Origin of the sequence: Streptomyces albus subsp. albus (assembly GCF_000719865.1) — a bacterium.
Classification (GTDB): Bacteria; Actinomycetota; Actinomycetes; order Streptomycetales; family Streptomycetaceae; genus Streptomyces; species Streptomyces albus_E.
Genome location: NZ_JOID01000018.1, coordinates 64,197 through 77,935 on the forward strand (window position 1 = coordinate 64,197; position 13,739 = coordinate 77,935).

Below are 13,739 nucleotides of genomic sequence, written 5' to 3' on the forward strand. Positions count from 1 at the left end.
CGGGCAGCCGCTCAGCCGAGCAGCCGGGTCTGGAGGACCACCGTCTGCTGGAACGGCACCTCCGGGGTCTCCCCGGGGCTCGACTGGACGACCAGGGCGATGGTGTCGCCCGCCGTGATGTACGCGTGCCGGACCTGCCGCTTGCCGTAGGGCTCGGTCTCGTCGTAGACGTACTGGCTGCTGTCCCCGTCGCGGACGCTCGACGGCCAGTCGCTGTTGAGGGCGGACTGCCGGGCCTCCACCAGATCGGCCTTGGCGAAGAGTCCGGCCGACGTGAACACCTCGCTGTGGACGTGGTCGGCGAGGCCCTCCGTATTGAACTGGAGCAGATGGATCCGGGTCCGGGTGCCGTCCGGCATGGTCCAGCCGCGGGCGGCGATGTGGCGGAGGGAGTTCTCGGTGAGCTGTTCGCGGATACCCCGGCGGTAGTTCTCGTCGTACTGCCCGAGGAAGTCCTTCGTCGCCAGCCAGCCGTCCTCGACGGGCAGCGTCCGGTCGGGCTTCGCCCCGGCGGGGGGCCGGAGGAGGAGGTCCCGGGCGTCGGCGTGGTGCACCGCGCCGGGGTTGTCCTCGTCGTACGGGCCCGGGGCGCCGGCGGGCAGGGCCGCCGGCTTCTGCGTCCCGTAGTCCCAGCGGCCGTCGTGCTCGGTGCCCAGTCCGGGCAGGTCGGTGCGCTCGGCCTGCGACAGTCCGTAGCCGACGCCCCCGGCGAGGCCGGCGAAGACGACGACGGCGGCGGTCCAGCGCAGGAAGGCGCGGAGGGCGCGGCGCCCGGGACGGGGGGCCGGGGCCGGGGCGAGGGCCGGGGTGACGAGGGCGGGCTGCCCGGTCCCGGTCGCCCGGGCTTCGCTTGTCCGAGCCTCGCTTCCCGGGGTCTCCGTTGCCGGGGTCTCCGTTGCCTGGGTCTCGGTCACACGTACTCCCCGGGGGCGGTGATGTGGTCGAGCTGGTCCTTCATCAGCCCGGCCATGTCCTTGGCGGGGAGCGGCTCCCCGCCGGTGACGGTCAGCGTCACCAGGAGGTCGTCCGCCTGCGCCATGCAGTTCATGCCGGTCAGGCCGTTCTTCTCGGGCTTGGGCGCGAGGAGGCAGGTGGCGTTCTTGTGGCCCTTGACCTTCGGTCCGTCGCGGAAGACGCCCAGCATCTCGTAGAGCCGAACATAGGTCCTGGTCAACTCCCGCGCGCCCGCGCGGTTCTTCATGCGCATGATCTGGATCTGGGCGACGGTGCCGTGGTCCTCGGAGTGGTACGTGCGTCCGGCCAGGCCCTCGATGCGCAGCTTGTCCAGCGCCCGTTCGCGCTCGCGCCGCTGCTTCGCGGGGAGGTCCCGCCCGTACTCCTTGATCACCGCACGGGCGTCCGCACCGGTCAGGGCGTAGTCGTTGCCGAACTCGCCGATGTCCGGGCCCGGGGCGTGGTCGGGCGGCATGGGCAGCAGCCGGCCGGCGAGGGCGCGGACGCCGTCGGGCGCGCCGGCTCGGGATCCGTCCTTCGCGCTCTTCCCCTCCGCCTTCTCCGCACCGTCCGGCTCGGATGCGGGCTCGTCGGAGTCGGCCCACACCACGGTGGGCGCGGTCCGGTCGGCGGCGTCGAGCTTCTGGACGGCGTAGACGGTGCCGCCCCCGACCGCGCCGAGGCACAGGAGGACGGCCAGGCCGGTGGTGAGCGTCCGGCGGCGCGAGCGGCCCGACGGGGCGGAGGGCGGGAGTTCCGCGGTGTGCGCGGCGGGCGGCGGGACGGCGGCCGGTGCCGGTTCGGCGGGGGGCATGGGGCCGGGCGGGGTCACGGCGTCGTTCACAAGCGCTCCAGTTGCCGTTCGGCGAGGGACATGATCGTGCCGCGGCTGACGGCCTTCTGGCCGTGGACGAAGATCTCCATCACGATGTCGCCGCGGCGGGCGAGGGCCCGCGCCGTATACACCGGCAGATATCCGGGCTCGGTCTGCGGCCGGTCGTAGACGTAGACGCGGCCCGCGGCCGTGCCCGGGATCGGTTCACCGTCGTTGCCGGCGTGCTTGTCCTCGCTCATGTACCACTGCTGGCCATCGAGGAATTCCGCGGAGTACACATTCTGGGTTTCGCGGAACTGGACGAGCCGGACGGAGACGAAGGTGCCGTCGCCCTCCTCCCAGTCGATGACCGCGGCGCGGCGGAACGTCTCCTCGGTGAGCCCTTCGAACATGCCCGCGGGGTGCTCGAAGTTCTCCGCGTACTCGGCCGCCGTCATCCAGTCCCCGTCCGGTGCGCCGGGCGGGATCTGGGCGCCCTTGGGCTTCTTGAGCAGCAGCTTGCGCAGATCACCGCCGGTGCGCACGATCCGGTCCTCGCGGGCCGACAGCGGCTCGGGGCCGTCCTTGTCTCCGGCTGCGGCGGAGGGCGGCTCCGGTGCGCGCGGTACGGACTGGGAGAGCGGCGGGAGCGGCGTCGGCGGCCGGTCGTACTGGACGGCGTACCCGGTGACGACGCCGGTGAGCACGCCGAGCACCGCCGCCCCGGCGATCAGCGCCGCGGTACGGCCCCGTGGCCGGGACGGCCCGGCGGGTGCGGCCTCCGGCCGCGGCTCCGCGCGGGTCTCCTCCGTTGCTTCCACCGCGGGTTCCGCCGGTGGCGCCGGTGGCGCCGTGGCGGGCGCGGCCGGCGGTTCCGTGGGGGGACCTGCGGGCGGTTCGACGGATGGTCCGGTGGGTGGAGTAGGTGGCACGAGCCCCTCGCATACGGGGGTGGAAGCGCGCGCACGGACCCGGTCCGAAGGGCCCACCCCTCTGGAAGTGTTGTACGGGCCCTGACAAGCGCCGGGGTCAAAGGGTTGTACGGGAAGCGTGGTTCTAGAGTGACCGCATGGCGAAGAAGCTCGTGATCAAGGTGACGGCCGGGGCGGACGCGCCCGAGCGGTGCTCGCAGGCGTTCACGGTGGCGGCGGTCGCCGTTGCCAGCGGGGTGGAGGTCTCGCTGTGGCTGACGGGGGAGTCCGCCTGGTTCGCGCTGCCCGGGAAGGCGGCCGAGTTCGAACTCCCGCACGCGGCCCCGCTGCCGGACCTGCTCGACGCGCTGCTCGCGGGCGGCCGCGTCACGCTGTGCACGCAGTGCGCGGCCCGGCGCGGCATCGGGGAGGCGGACACCCTGGAGGGTGTGCGGATCGCGGGTGCGCAGGTCTTCGTCAGCGAGGCCATGGCGGACGGCACGCAGGCGCTCGTCTACTGATCTCCCCCGCGGGCATCCGTCCGGATGCCCGCGTGCGTGTGCGAATCAGCCGCGGTCGTGGCGGTCGATCTCCCGCCACCAGCGGTCCGACTCCGGGTCACCGGACTCGTCCCACCAGCGGTCCTCGGGACCGCGACGGTTGGCGACGATCGCGGCGACCGGCGGGATGGCCGCGGCGACCACGCACATGGCGATCGCGGCCGCCACCGACCACAGGCGGACCACGGACCAGGCCAGGACGAAGAGGGTCAGGCACGCGCCCATGAGGATGAAGTAGGTGCGCCGGCGTCGCGCGTACATCTCTCCAGCGTACGACCGGAATGCCCGCCCGGCTCCCGCCGGGGCCCGGGTCCCGGGGCGCGCCGAAGCGTTCGCGGTGCGCACGGCGCGGAGGGCCGCTCCCCGCGATGAGCGGGGCGCGGCCCTCCGCGGAGCCGTGCCGTGCTGTGGTGTTGTGGGCGGCCTGCCGAACCTGCCGAACGTGTCGGCCTGCCGGCACCCGCGGGTGCGGCGGGGTTCGGTGCGCCGGGGCGCGCGAGCGACCGCCCGTACCGCTCGCGCGGCCCCCGCGCCCGTACCGCCCGTACCGCCGTCAGACGGCGATGGAGACCTCGGCGAGGCCGCCCTTCTGGGCGACGACCTTGCGGTCGGCCGTGCCGCCGGGCACGAGGGCGCGCAGCGTCCAGGTGCCCTCGGCGGCGTAGAAGCGGAACTGTCCGGTGGCCGAGGTGGGGACCTCGGCGGTGAACTCGCCGGTGCTGTCCAGCAGCCGGACGTAGCCGGTGACCGGCTCGCCGTCGCGGGTCACCTGGCCCTGGATCGTCGTCTCACCGGGCTTGACGGCCGACGCGTCCGGGCCGCCGGGCTGTGCTCCACACATGTGCTGTTCCTCTGGTCGATGGGTGCTGTGCCGGGCCCCGGGGTGCCGGACCCGAGGGGCCGGGGGAAGGGCCGGGGGGATTACTTGGCGGGGCCGAGCTCGATCGGCACGCCGACGAGCGAGCCGTACTCCGTCCAGGAACCGTCGTAGTTCTTGACGTTCTCCTGGCCCAGCAGCTCGTGCAGCACGAACCAGGTGAGGGCGGAGCGCTCACCGATGCGGCAGTAGGCGATGGTGTCCTGGGAGAGGTCCACCTGCTCGGTCTCGTAGAGCGCCTTCAGCTCCTCGTCCGACTTGAAGGTGCCGTCGTCGTTGGCGTTCTTCGACCACGGGATGTTACGGGCGCTCGGCACGTGGCCGGGGCGCTGCGACTGCTCCTGCGGCAGGTGGGCCGGGGCGAGCAGCTTGCCGCTGAACTCGTCGGGGGAGCGGACGTCGACCAGGTTCTTGGCGCCGATCGCGGCCACGACGTCGTCGCGGAAGGCGCGGATCGAGGTGTCCTGCGGCTTGGCCTTGTAGTCGGTGGCCGGGCGCTGCGGGACCTCGGCGACCAGGTCGCGGGAGTCCAGCTCCCACTTCTTGCGGCCGCCGTCGAGCAGACGGACGTCCTGGTGGCCGTAGAGCTTGAAGTACCAGTAGGCGTAGGACGCGAACCAGTTGTTGTTGCCGCCGTAGAGGACGACCGTGTGGTCGTTCGCGATGCCCTTGGCGGAGAGCAGCTTCTCGAAGCCGGCCTGGTCGACGAAGTCGCGGCGGACCGGGTCCTGGAGCTCCGTCTTCCAGTCGATCCGAATGGCGTTCCGGATGTGGTTCTTCTCGTACGCCGAGGTGTCCTCGTCGACCTCGACGATGGCGACCTTGGGGTCATCGAGGTGGGCCTCGACCCAATCGGCGTCCACCAGAACGTCGTTGCGGCTCATATGTCTTCTCCTCCGGGGCAGTTCGGGGCAGTTCGGGGTGGTTCGGGTGATGCGGCGGTGCGGGTGTTCACGGCGGCCCGGGGCTGGTGGGCTCCGGGCGGTTGCGGACGTCCGGGTGGCGCTGGTTCGCTCGTTCGCGGTCTGCGGAGGGCGGGACCGGCGCCCGCTCAAGGGCGTCCGGCGGCCGGGCGGCGCGCACGGGCCTGCGCCTCAGGGGGAGGGAAGGCCCGCGGGGCCGGGGAAACGGGAGTGGTCACCCGCTCAGAAAGAGCGACACAGCATGGCGGCGACACGGCACAGGTCGACTGCCCGCCGCTTCGTGAGATCCGCCTGTCGCTTCATGGCCCCGATCGTAGGGAGCGAGGGCCGGTCGTGTCACCGGTGTGTCATATGGCGAGACGCAAAAGTCTGCCATGTGGGATGGTGTGTGCCGGTGAGTGCCCGTCGGGGCGGGGCGGGGTCCGGTGGCTCCCGGTTTTCCGGGGCTCGGGACGCCGCCGTCTCGACTGTCGGGACGGCGGGTGAACATCCGTGCGGGAAGGGGGGATTGGCGCCCCGGGACGGCCGGTCGCACGACGGCGCGGTGGCAACGGTCCGGGCGCCGGCCTGCGCCGGCCGGCGTCAGCCGGCGAGCGCCACCCGGCTGCCCTTGAACGTGATGTCGATGCCCTGCTCGGTCGGCTCGACGGACTCCAGCTCCAGGCCCTGCGGCAGCCCGCTGATCTTCCGCTCCATGTCGATCCGGCTGCGCACCAGTTGCTCCACCCCGGGCAGCCCGTCGGTGGCGATCTCCTCGGCGCGCAGCTTGATGGTGTCGCCGCCGGCGACGGAGACGGTGCTCACCACGCTGCGGTCGAACGACTGCCCGGTGGGCAGTTGCAGGCTCGCCGTGACCTTCACCTGGGGCTCACCGGCGTCGCCCTTGCCGCCGTAGGCGACGGTGATGCCCTCCTCGGCCAGCTTGGAGAGATCCGCGTAGCTGATGGACGCGGCACCGGAGGCGGTGGCGGCCGTGGCCGAGGAGAAGTTGTTCTCCAGGGCCACGTCGCGCAGGTTCGCGGTCATGGTGGTGAGCCGCACGGACTGGCCGTTCGCCTCGGCCGTCAGGCCGTCCATGGTGACCTCGACCTCGTCGAGTTCCTTGCCCACGACCTGCGTCAGGAAGGGGAACCCCTCGATGGAGACCCGGGGTTCCCCGGTGAGGCCCTGGCTGCTCTTGATCTTCGCCGCGGCCTCCGACTCCGCGAGGTTGACCGCGAGCCGGTCGGCGGCCACGAAGAGACCGCCGAGAACCACCGTGAGAATCAGCAGTATTCGCAGTGCGCGCATCCGTTTCCACCCCAATAGAGAGATCCACCCGCTCCGCGCGAGCCTAACGCGGGGGACAAGGGGGTCAACCGAGCGTCCGGCTCAGCACGTACACGGCGGGAGCCGCGGCGGCGAGCGGGAGCGCGACACCGGCGGTCATGTGCACGAACCGGGACGGGTAGTCATAGCTCGCCACCCGCAGCCCGATCAGCGCGCAGAGACCGGCGACGGCGCCGAGCACGGCACCGGCCGCCCCGTCACCCGCCCACTGGCCCGCGCCGAAGCCCGCCCCGGCGGCCGTGGCCAAGGAGGCAGCGAGGGAGAGCACGGAGGGCAGCGGCAGTGCCCGGACGACCGTCGCGGCGGCCACCGCCACCGCGCCGGTGACGACCACGTCACCGGAGTACGCGGCCGCGGCCAGATAGCCGCCGGCGAGGACGGCGAGCGCGCTCGACGCCACCCCGGCGGTCAGCGCGTACAGCCGCTCGTCGGGCGAACTGTGGTTGCGCAGCTGGAGCACGAGGACGAAGAGGAACCAGACGCCGAGCGTGCCGAGGGCGACGGTCGCGGCGTCACCGCGGTCCGTGGCGAGCAGCGCCACATCGGCCGTCAGGCCGCCCGCGAAGGCGAGGGCGATGCCCTGGCGGGCCGGCCACATGCCGTTCAGGCGGTACCAGCCCGCCGCCGTCACGGCCTGGAGCAGGACGACAGGGACGGCGAGCGCCGGCCGGGCGAGCGGCGCGGTCAGCGCGATCAGCGCGGCGAGAGCGGCGGTGATCAGGGCGGGCTGGAGACCGGGGGCGATGATCGGCGACCTGCCCTCGGCGCGGGCGCGCTGGGCGGGTGTGAGCGCGGGCTCGGGCCGGCCGGCGGCCTGGGCGGGCTCGGGCCGGCCGGCGGGCGCCTGCGCGGGAAGCGGGCCGGGCGGGGGGCCCGCGGGGGCGCCGGCGCCGGGGCCCGGCAGGGGACCGGGGACGGCGCCGGCGGCGTAGGGGTCGCCCGGGTACGGGGCGCCCGTGTGCGGGCCCGTGCCGTGCGGGCCGCCCGGGTACGGGGCGGCGTCTGCGTACGGGCCCGTCGGCCGGGGGCCGGCGCCGTGCGGGGCGTGGGGGCCGTACGGGTCGTACGGGCTCTGGGGCTGGTCGGTCATGCCGGTGTGCTCACCCTCCTGCGAACGGTGGGAGCACCTCGACCGTGCCGCCCGTGGTCAGTGTGACCGTGTCGTGGCCGCGGAGGCCAACCGGGCTGCCGTCCACCAGGAACGAGCAGCCGCGCAGGACCCGCGCGAACTCCGGCCGGGCGCTGTGCCGTTCCCGCGCGGCCTCCAGGGCCTCCGCGAGAGTGGCCGCCTCGTACGGTTCCTCGGCGGTGCCCGCGGCGGACTTCGCCGCCGCCCAGTAGCGGATCGTCCCTGCTGCGGCCATGACGGCTCGCTCCTTCCGTCTCCCGGACGGCGCCGGGCCGCCTGCCCGGTGCCGTCCGTCAAATCTAAGCGAGGAGAACTCCGCACCGGCCGGGCGCACCCCCTCGGGCGGCCTCCCGCTGCTGGCCTCCCGCTGCCCCGGGCCGGCTCAGCGTCCGTCGAGCCAGTCCGCGATGCGGTGCAGCAGGGGAGGCGCGACGGCGTTCTCCGCGTGGCCCATCCCGGGTTCGAGCCAGAGCTCCACCGCGTCCGCGGAGGGGGCCGCCGCCAGCAGGGAGCGGGGGTGGTCCACCGGGAAGTACGGATCGCGGTCCCCGTGCACGACCAGCAGCGGCACCGGCGCGATGAGCGGTACGGAGCCGACCGGGGACAGCGGCACCGGATCCCATTCCCGGGTGTCGATCCGGGTGCGCAGCCCGTAGCGGCCGACGAGACGGCCCGCCGGGCGGGTCACCACCCAGTGGAGACGGCGCATGGGCGCGGTGCCCCGGTAGTACCAGCGGGCGGGGGCGCTCACGGCGACGACCGCATCCGTGCGCGCTTCCGCGCGCCCCCCGTCGGCGGCGCCCGGAGGAGCGGGAGGAGCGGGGAGGTCCCCGGGGCCCCTGGAATCCCCTGCGCCCGAGGCACCCCCGCGTCCCGATACGGCGTCCCCGAGTTCCGGTACGGCACCCCCGAGTCCCGGTACGGCGCCGTCCGCCGGTGCGTTCGGTCCGTACAGCGCGGCGTGCCGGATGACCACCGAGCCGCCCATCGAGAAGCCGACCGTGGCCACCCGGCGGTGGCCGAAGGAGCGGGCCCAGCGCACGGCCGCGGCCAGGTCCAGCACCTCGCGGTCCCCGACGGTGGAGCGCCCGCCGGAGCGGCCGTGCCCCCGGAAGGAGAAGGTGACCACGGCCGCGTGCTCCGCGAAGACGTCCGCCACCCGCTGGACGGCGGGACGGCCGAGGGAGCCGGTGAACCCGTGTGCGACGACGATCACCGGCCCGTCCGCGCTCCGCTCCCCGGGCCCGCTTCCGGCACCGTCCCCGACCCCGCCCGCGGACTCCCCCGCGGACCCGCCCGCGGACCCGGGCGGCCGGTGCGCGGGCCGCCGGGCGGGCCGGTACGCGGCCTCGATCGGCACCCCGTCGTCGGTCAGCAGCGTGGCCCGGCGAAGCCCCTGGACAGGGCCCCGCCCACCACGCGAGGTGATCGGGGCGACACCGATTCGTACGAAGGAGGCCTCCGGTTCTGCCGTCATGTGGGCTATTCTGCTGGGCAGGAAGGATCCGGGCAGCGACGCCCCCGGATCCTTTTGTGCATTCGGACAGTGTGTTCGGACAGTGCACGCGGACACGTCCGGCACGGAGCTCCCCGGCCCCGTGCCCGGCAGGAGACGGGAGGCGGGGGCGTACGGAGCGTTGCCGCGGCGAGCGGCCCGGTGCGAAACGAGCACCGGCAGTACGCAGCAGTGCAGCGCGGCGCACAGCAGTACGCAGCAGTACGCAGGAAGTACGTACCAGTACAGAGCAGTGCCGCTCACGTCCTCGCAGGGACCGAGGAGGAACCGACGTCATGGGCAAGCGCACATCGCGGAACCGGAAAGCCCGCTCGGCCGGGCACCATATCCAGGCCGTTCCGGCCACCGACACCCCGGCCGTTCCGGCCACCGCGGCCGCTCGGGCCGCGACGACAGCAATGACGACGACAGCAATGACCACCCCGTGCGAAGGGGGCAGGCGATGAGTTCTCTCCTGCTGCTGACCAACGCGCTCCAGCCGTCCGCGGAGGTGCTCCCCGCCCTCGGTCTGCTGCTGCACCACGTACGCGTCGCGCCCGCCGAGGGCCCCGCCCTCGTGGACACCCCCGGCGCCGACGTGATCCTCATCGACGGGCGGCGCGATCTTCCCCAGGTTCGCTCTCTCTGCCAGCTCCTCCGCTCCACCGGCCCCGGCTGCCCGCTGATCCTGGTGGTGACGGAGGGCGGGCTCGCCGCCGTCACGGCCGAGTGGGGTGTCGACGACGTGCTGCTCGACACCGCCGGCCCCGCCGAGGTGGAGGCCCGGCTGCGGCTGGCCACCGGCCGCCAGCAGCTCACCGGCGACGACAGCCCGATGGAGATCCGCAACGGCGACCTCTCCGTCGACGAGGCGACGTACAGCGCCAAGCTCAAGGGGCGGGTCCTCGACCTGACCTTCAAGGAGTTCGAGCTGCTCAAGTACCTCGCCCAGCACCCGGGGCGGGTCTTCACCCGCGCCCAGCTCCTGCAGGAGGTCTGGGGCTACGACTACTTCGGCGGCACCCGCACCGTCGACGTGCACGTGCGGCGGCTGCGCGCCAAGCTCGGTCCGGAGCACGAGTCCCTGATCGGCACCGTGCGCAACGTCGGCTACCGCTTCGTCGTCCCGGAGAAGGTCGAACGCGCTGCCGAGGAGGCCAAGGCCAAGGCGGAAGCCAAGGTCAAGACGGGGGCCGGGGCGAAGCCGGAGGCCGCCACGGGCGGCGCCGGGGCGGCGGGTGCCGCCGGTGCCGCGGGTTCCCGTTCCGCCGGGGCGGCCAAGGGGTGACGTGGCCCGCGTAGACTGCCGCGCGTGGCCAAGGTGACGCGTGACGATGTGGCAAGACTGGCGGGGACCTCGACCGCGGTGGTCAGCTACGTCATCAACAACGGTCCGAGACCGGTCGCCCCGGCCACGCGCGAGCGGGTCCTCGCGGCCATCAAGGAGCTCGGCTACCGGCCGGACCGCGTCGCCCAGGCGATGGCCAGCCGCCGTACCGACCTCATAGGGCTCATCGTGCCCGACGCCCGGCAGCCGTTCTTCGCGGAGATGGCACACGCGGTGGAGCAGGCGGCGGCCGAGCGCGGAAAGATGGTCCTGGTCGGCAACTCCGACTACCTGGACGAGCGCGAGGTGCACTACCTCCGCGCCTTCCTCGGCATGCGGGTGTCCGGGCTGATCCTCATCAGCCAGGGCCCCAGCGAGCACGCGGCCGCGGAAATCGACGCCTGGGACGCCCGGGTGGTGCTGATGCACCGCCGGCCGGACGCCATCGACGACGTGGCCGTCGTCACCGACGACGTGGGCGGCGCCCAGCTCGCCACCCGGCACCTGCTGGAACACGGCCATCCGTACGTCGCCTGCCTCGGCGGGGTCGAGACGACGCCGGTGGTCGGCGACCCGGTCACCGACCACGTCGAGGGCTGGCGGCGGGCCATGGCCGAGGCCGGCCGCTCCACCGAGGGCCGGCTCTTCCAGGCCCCGTACAACCGCTACGACGCGTACAAGGTGGCCCTGGAGCTGCTGGCCGGCCCCGGCCGGCCGCCCGCCATCATCTGCGCCGTCGACGACCAGGCGATCGGCGTGCTGCGGGCGGCGCGCGAACTGCGGATCGACGTGCCGGGCGAACTGGCCGTCGCGGGCTTCGACGACGTGAAGGAAGCCGCGCTCACCGATCCGCCGCTGACGACCGTCGCCTCGGACCGGCAGGCGATGGCACGGGCGGCGGTCGATCTCGTGCTGGACGACGGGCTGCGCGTCGCGGGCTCGCGGCGGGAGCGGCTGCGGCAGTTCCCGTCCCGGCTGGTCGTCCGGCGCTCCTGCGGCTGCGGCGAGTAGCGCGGGAAACGCCGCCGCGCCGGCGGGGCGGGCGGAGTGGACGGGCGGCCGGCCGGGACGGGACGGCGCGCCGGACGGCTGCCGGGCCGAGGCCTTTATGTCGGGCATACGCGCTTCTGCCGGACTTCTCAGGACGTACTCATCGGATTCTCATCTTCGCGGCGCACCGTCGAAGGCATGGACGACATCCGTACCCACCCGCAGCAGCCGCAGCAGCACCCGGAGCAGCCGCAGTTCCCGCCTCCGCCTCCGGCCGGGCCCGAGCCCGCGTTTGGGGGCGCACCCGTCCCGGAGCGGCCCTCCCACGCGCCCTTCGTCACCCCGGACGGCGCCACCGTGTGGCCCTCCGGCAGCGGCGGTGGCGGCGGCCACGGAGACTCGGGGGCGCCCCCTCCGCCCGCACCGGCGGTTCCGCCCGCTCCGGCAGCCTCCTCCGGCCCGTCCGCCGCGCCCGCCCCGTCCGTCCCGGGCGGCGAGCCGGAGCCCGGGCCCGCGCCCCGGGCCGGGCACCGGCGGCGCCGTGCCCGCGGCCCCGTCGGACTCCTCGCCGCAGTCGCCGTCGTGGCCGGCGTGATCGGCGGCGGCACGGGATGGGCGGCCGGTGAGCTGGCGGACGGCGGCGGGAGCTCCGGCACCACGGCCGTCGCCGGGACCAACGCCTCCAAGGCCGTCGACGGCACCGTGGCCTCCGTCGCCGCCGCCGTCCGGCCGAGCGTCGTCGAGGTCCGCGCCACCTCCCGCTCCGGGGAGTCCACCGGCTCCGGGGTCGTCACGACCTCCGACGGCGAGATCCTCACCAACAACCACGTGATCTCCGGCGCCTCGTCCGTCGAGGTGGTGTTCAGCGACGGGAAGACGGCCGCCGCCGAGGTCGTCGGCACCGACCCGGACCTGGACATGGCGCTGCTGAAGGCGCGGGACGTCAGCGGGCTGCGGGCGGCGCGGCTGGGCGACTCCGACGGGGTGAAGGTCGGTGACCAGGTCGTCGCCATCGGTTCCCCGGAAGGGCTCACCGGCACGGTGACCAGCGGCATCGTCTCCGCCCTGGACCGCGAGGTCACGGTGCGGCGGGACGACGGCGGGCAGCAGCAGCCGTACGGCGGGGGCAAGCGGTGGCCGTTCGAGTTCGGCGGTGGCGAGTACAACGGCGAGGTCGGCTCCGACGCCACGACGTACAAGGCGCTGCAGACGGACGCCTCGCTCAACCCGGGCAACTCCGGCGGGGCGCTCATCGGCATGGACGGCCGGATCATCGGCATCAACTCGGCGATGTACGCGCCGAGCACGGCCGCCGGAGCCTCGGGCGGGGCGGGCAGTGTGGGCCTGGGCTTCGCCATCCCGGTCAACGAGGTGAAGCAGATCATGGACGACCTGAGGTCCGGCTCCGGGGGCTGACGGACTCCGGGGGGCGGCGCGCCCTGCCGCACGGCGCCCGCCGTGCGAGTCTGAGACCGTGCCGCACACCCCCCTGCCCGTACTCGCCCGTGAGCGCGCACCCTGCCCGTACGTCCCCCTGCCCGTACATCCCCGTGAGGTAGCGCACCGATGAGCCCCGCCGAAGGCGGCCACCGCATCCTGATCGTCGACGACGAGCCCGCCGTGCGCGACGCGCTCCGCCGCAGCCTCGCCTTCGAGGGGTACGGCACGGAAACGGCCGCCGACGGTCTCGACGCCCTCGCCAAGGCCGGGGCGTACGAGCCGGACCTGGTGCTGCTCGACGTCCTCATGCCGCGCATGGACGGCCTGACCGCCGCCCGCCGCCTCCGCGCCTCCGGCAGCACGGTGCCGATCCTGATGCTGACGGCCCGGGACACGGTGGGCGACCGCGTCACCGGTCTCGACGCGGGCGCCGACGACTACCTCGTCAAACCGTTCGAGCTGGACGAACTGCTGGCCCGCGTCCGGGCCCTGCTGCGCCGCAGTTCGTACGCGGCCGCCGCGGCCGGGGCGGGGGAGGAGCCGTCCGGCGTCCTGGCCTTCGGCGACCTCCGGATGGATCTCGGCACCCGCGAGGTGACCCGCGGCGGGCGGCCGGTCGAGCTGACGCGCACCGAGTTCACGCTGCTGGAGATGTTCCTCGCGCACCCCCGGCAGGTGCTCACCCGGGAGCAGATCCTCAAGGCCGTCTGGGGGTTCGACTTCGAGCCCGGGTCCAACTCCCTGGACGTGTACGTGATGTACCTGCGGCGCAAGACGGAGGCGGCCGGCGAGCCGCGGCTCGTCCACACCGTGCGCGGCGTCGGCTACGTCCTGCGCGGCGACAACGGAGCGTCATGAGTACGTCGGACGGGCCGCACCCGCCGGGCACCCCACGGGAACCGGACGACTCCCGGGCCCAGGACCAGCGGGGCACGGCCCGTGCCCCGGGCCCGCAGAGCCCGTGCCCGTCGCCGGACACCCCGCAGGGCC

At 74.1% G+C, this 13,739-nt stretch carries 16 protein-coding genes; 5 read left to right on the forward strand and 11 right to left on the reverse strand.

The annotated features are described in order from the left end of the window. Positions 1 to 11: 11 nt before the first annotated feature. Genes IF83_RS0119890 through IF83_RS0119900 form a run of 3 tightly spaced genes read right to left on the reverse strand, consistent with a single transcriptional unit; the run spans position 12 to position 2,589 of the window. Complete coding sequence (locus IF83_RS0119890; protein WP_208605916.1) at positions 12 to 914, reverse strand: hypothetical protein; 903 nt, start codon at positions 912 to 914, stop codon at positions 12 to 14. After that, entirely contained in the window at positions 911 to 1,798 is an 888-nt protein-coding gene (locus IF83_RS0119895) for a hypothetical protein (protein WP_030546005.1), read from the reverse strand. The genes IF83_RS0119890 and IF83_RS0119895 overlap by 4 nt, the downstream gene beginning before the upstream one ends. Continuing rightward, a complete protein-coding gene (locus IF83_RS0119900; protein ID WP_051722990.1) occupies positions 1,795 to 2,589 on the reverse strand; it encodes a hypothetical protein in 795 nt (264 codons plus the stop codon). Before IF83_RS0119900 ends, IF83_RS0119895 begins: the two co-directional genes overlap by 4 nt. Positions 2,590 to 2,837: 248 nt before the next feature. Between IF83_RS0119900 and IF83_RS0119905 the strand changes: the two genes are divergently transcribed. Beyond that, complete coding sequence (locus tag IF83_RS0119905) at positions 2,838 to 3,200, forward strand: DsrE family protein (RefSeq protein ID WP_030546009.1); 363 nt, start codon at positions 2,838 to 2,840, stop codon at positions 3,198 to 3,200. A gap of 45 nt (positions 3,201 to 3,245) precedes the next feature. Here the strand turns inward: IF83_RS0119905 and IF83_RS0119910 are convergent, their stop codons facing one another. From IF83_RS0119910 to IF83_RS0119940, 8 genes are all read right to left on the reverse strand, one after another. After that, a complete protein-coding gene (locus tag IF83_RS0119910; protein ID WP_394297349.1) occupies positions 3,246 to 3,584 on the reverse strand; it encodes a DUF3099 domain-containing protein in 339 nt (112 codons plus the stop codon). A 208-nt stretch (positions 3,585 to 3,792) separates the two neighbouring features. Further along, a complete protein-coding gene (locus tag IF83_RS0119915) occupies positions 3,793 to 4,080 on the reverse strand; it encodes a DUF1416 domain-containing protein (protein WP_019707088.1) in 288 nt (95 codons plus the stop codon). An 80-nt stretch (positions 4,081 to 4,160) separates the two neighbouring features. Continuing rightward, positions 4,161 to 5,000, reverse strand: coding sequence for a sulfurtransferase (locus IF83_RS0119920; protein WP_030546014.1), 840 nt, complete (start codon positions 4,998 to 5,000; stop codon positions 4,161 to 4,163). Between the two features lie 261 nt (positions 5,001 to 5,261). Beyond that, positions 5,262 to 5,342, reverse strand: a complete 81-nt coding sequence (locus tag IF83_RS35580; RefSeq protein WP_351515640.1) for a putative leader peptide — start codon at positions 5,340 to 5,342, stop codon at positions 5,262 to 5,264. Positions 5,343 to 5,621: 279 nt separating this feature from the next. Next, on the reverse strand, positions 5,622 to 6,329 hold the full coding sequence (locus IF83_RS0119925) for an LmeA family phospholipid-binding protein (protein ID WP_030546016.1): 708 nt from the start codon (positions 6,327 to 6,329) through the stop codon (positions 5,622 to 5,624). Between the two features lie 64 nt (positions 6,330 to 6,393). Beyond that, positions 6,394 to 7,458, reverse strand: coding sequence for a hypothetical protein (locus tag IF83_RS0119930; RefSeq protein ID WP_030546018.1), 1,065 nt, complete (start codon positions 7,456 to 7,458; stop codon positions 6,394 to 6,396). A gap of 10 nt (positions 7,459 to 7,468) precedes the next feature. Further along, entirely contained in the window at positions 7,469 to 7,732 is a 264-nt protein-coding gene (locus IF83_RS0119935; RefSeq protein WP_030546020.1) for a MoaD/ThiS family protein, read from the reverse strand. A 147-nt stretch (positions 7,733 to 7,879) separates the two neighbouring features. Further along, entirely contained in the window at positions 7,880 to 8,974 is a 1,095-nt protein-coding gene (locus IF83_RS0119940) for an alpha/beta fold hydrolase (protein WP_078843640.1), read from the reverse strand. Positions 8,975 to 9,455: 481 nt separating this feature from the next. Here IF83_RS0119940 and IF83_RS0119945 point away from each other — a divergent pair, with 481 nt between their 5' ends. The 4 genes from IF83_RS0119945 (at position 9,456) to IF83_RS0119960 (ending at position 13,607) form a co-directional block, all read left to right on the forward strand. Next, complete coding sequence (locus IF83_RS0119945) at positions 9,456 to 10,280, forward strand: response regulator transcription factor (protein ID WP_030546024.1); 825 nt, start codon at positions 9,456 to 9,458, stop codon at positions 10,278 to 10,280. A 24-nt stretch (positions 10,281 to 10,304) separates the two neighbouring features. Beyond that, the gene (locus IF83_RS0119950) at positions 10,305 to 11,330 is read left to right on the forward strand and encodes a LacI family DNA-binding transcriptional regulator (protein WP_030546026.1); all 1,026 of its coding nucleotides are present in this window, start codon (positions 10,305 to 10,307) and stop codon (positions 11,328 to 11,330) included. A 177-nt stretch (positions 11,331 to 11,507) separates the two neighbouring features. Next, the gene (locus IF83_RS0119955) at positions 11,508 to 12,725 is read left to right on the forward strand and encodes a S1C family serine protease (protein WP_030546028.1); all 1,218 of its coding nucleotides are present in this window, start codon (positions 11,508 to 11,510) and stop codon (positions 12,723 to 12,725) included. 150 nt (positions 12,726 to 12,875) lie between these two features. Next, the gene (locus tag IF83_RS0119960; RefSeq protein WP_030546030.1) at positions 12,876 to 13,607 is read left to right on the forward strand and encodes a response regulator transcription factor; all 732 of its coding nucleotides are present in this window, start codon (positions 12,876 to 12,878) and stop codon (positions 13,605 to 13,607) included. Positions 13,608 to 13,739 lie beyond the last annotated feature (132 nt).

What these genes read in the sequence shown, in the direction of transcription:
- IF83_RS0119940 (WP_078843640.1), bottom strand. Translation starts at nt 8,974, where the DNA reads ATGACGGCAGAACCGGAGGCCTCCTTCGTACGAATCGGTGTCGCCCCG.
- IF83_RS0119920 (WP_030546014.1), bottom strand. Translation starts at nt 5,000, where the DNA reads ATGAGCCGCAACGACGTTCTGGTGGACGCCGATTGGGTCGAGGCCCAC.
- IF83_RS0119930 (WP_030546018.1), bottom strand. Translation starts at nt 7,458, where the DNA reads ATGACCGACCAGCCCCAGAGCCCGTACGACCCGTACGGCCCCCACGCC.
- IF83_RS0119955 (WP_030546028.1), top strand. Translation starts at nt 11,508, where the DNA reads ATGGACGACATCCGTACCCACCCGCAGCAGCCGCAGCAGCACCCGGAG.
- IF83_RS35580 (WP_351515640.1), bottom strand. Translation starts at nt 5,342, where the DNA reads ATGAAGCGACAGGCGGATCTCACGAAGCGGCGGGCAGTCGACCTGTGC.
- IF83_RS0119925 (WP_030546016.1), bottom strand. Translation starts at nt 6,329, where the DNA reads ATGCGCGCACTGCGAATACTGCTGATTCTCACGGTGGTTCTCGGCGGT.
- IF83_RS0119960 (WP_030546030.1), top strand. Translation starts at nt 12,876, where the DNA reads ATGAGCCCCGCCGAAGGCGGCCACCGCATCCTGATCGTCGACGACGAG.
- IF83_RS0119905 (WP_030546009.1), top strand. Translation starts at nt 2,838, where the DNA reads ATGGCGAAGAAGCTCGTGATCAAGGTGACGGCCGGGGCGGACGCGCCC.
- IF83_RS0119945 (WP_030546024.1), top strand. Translation starts at nt 9,456, where the DNA reads ATGAGTTCTCTCCTGCTGCTGACCAACGCGCTCCAGCCGTCCGCGGAG.
- IF83_RS0119935 (WP_030546020.1), bottom strand. Translation starts at nt 7,732, where the DNA reads ATGGCCGCAGCAGGGACGATCCGCTACTGGGCGGCGGCGAAGTCCGCC.
- IF83_RS0119915 (WP_019707088.1), bottom strand. Translation starts at nt 4,080, where the DNA reads ATGTGTGGAGCACAGCCCGGCGGCCCGGACGCGTCGGCCGTCAAGCCC.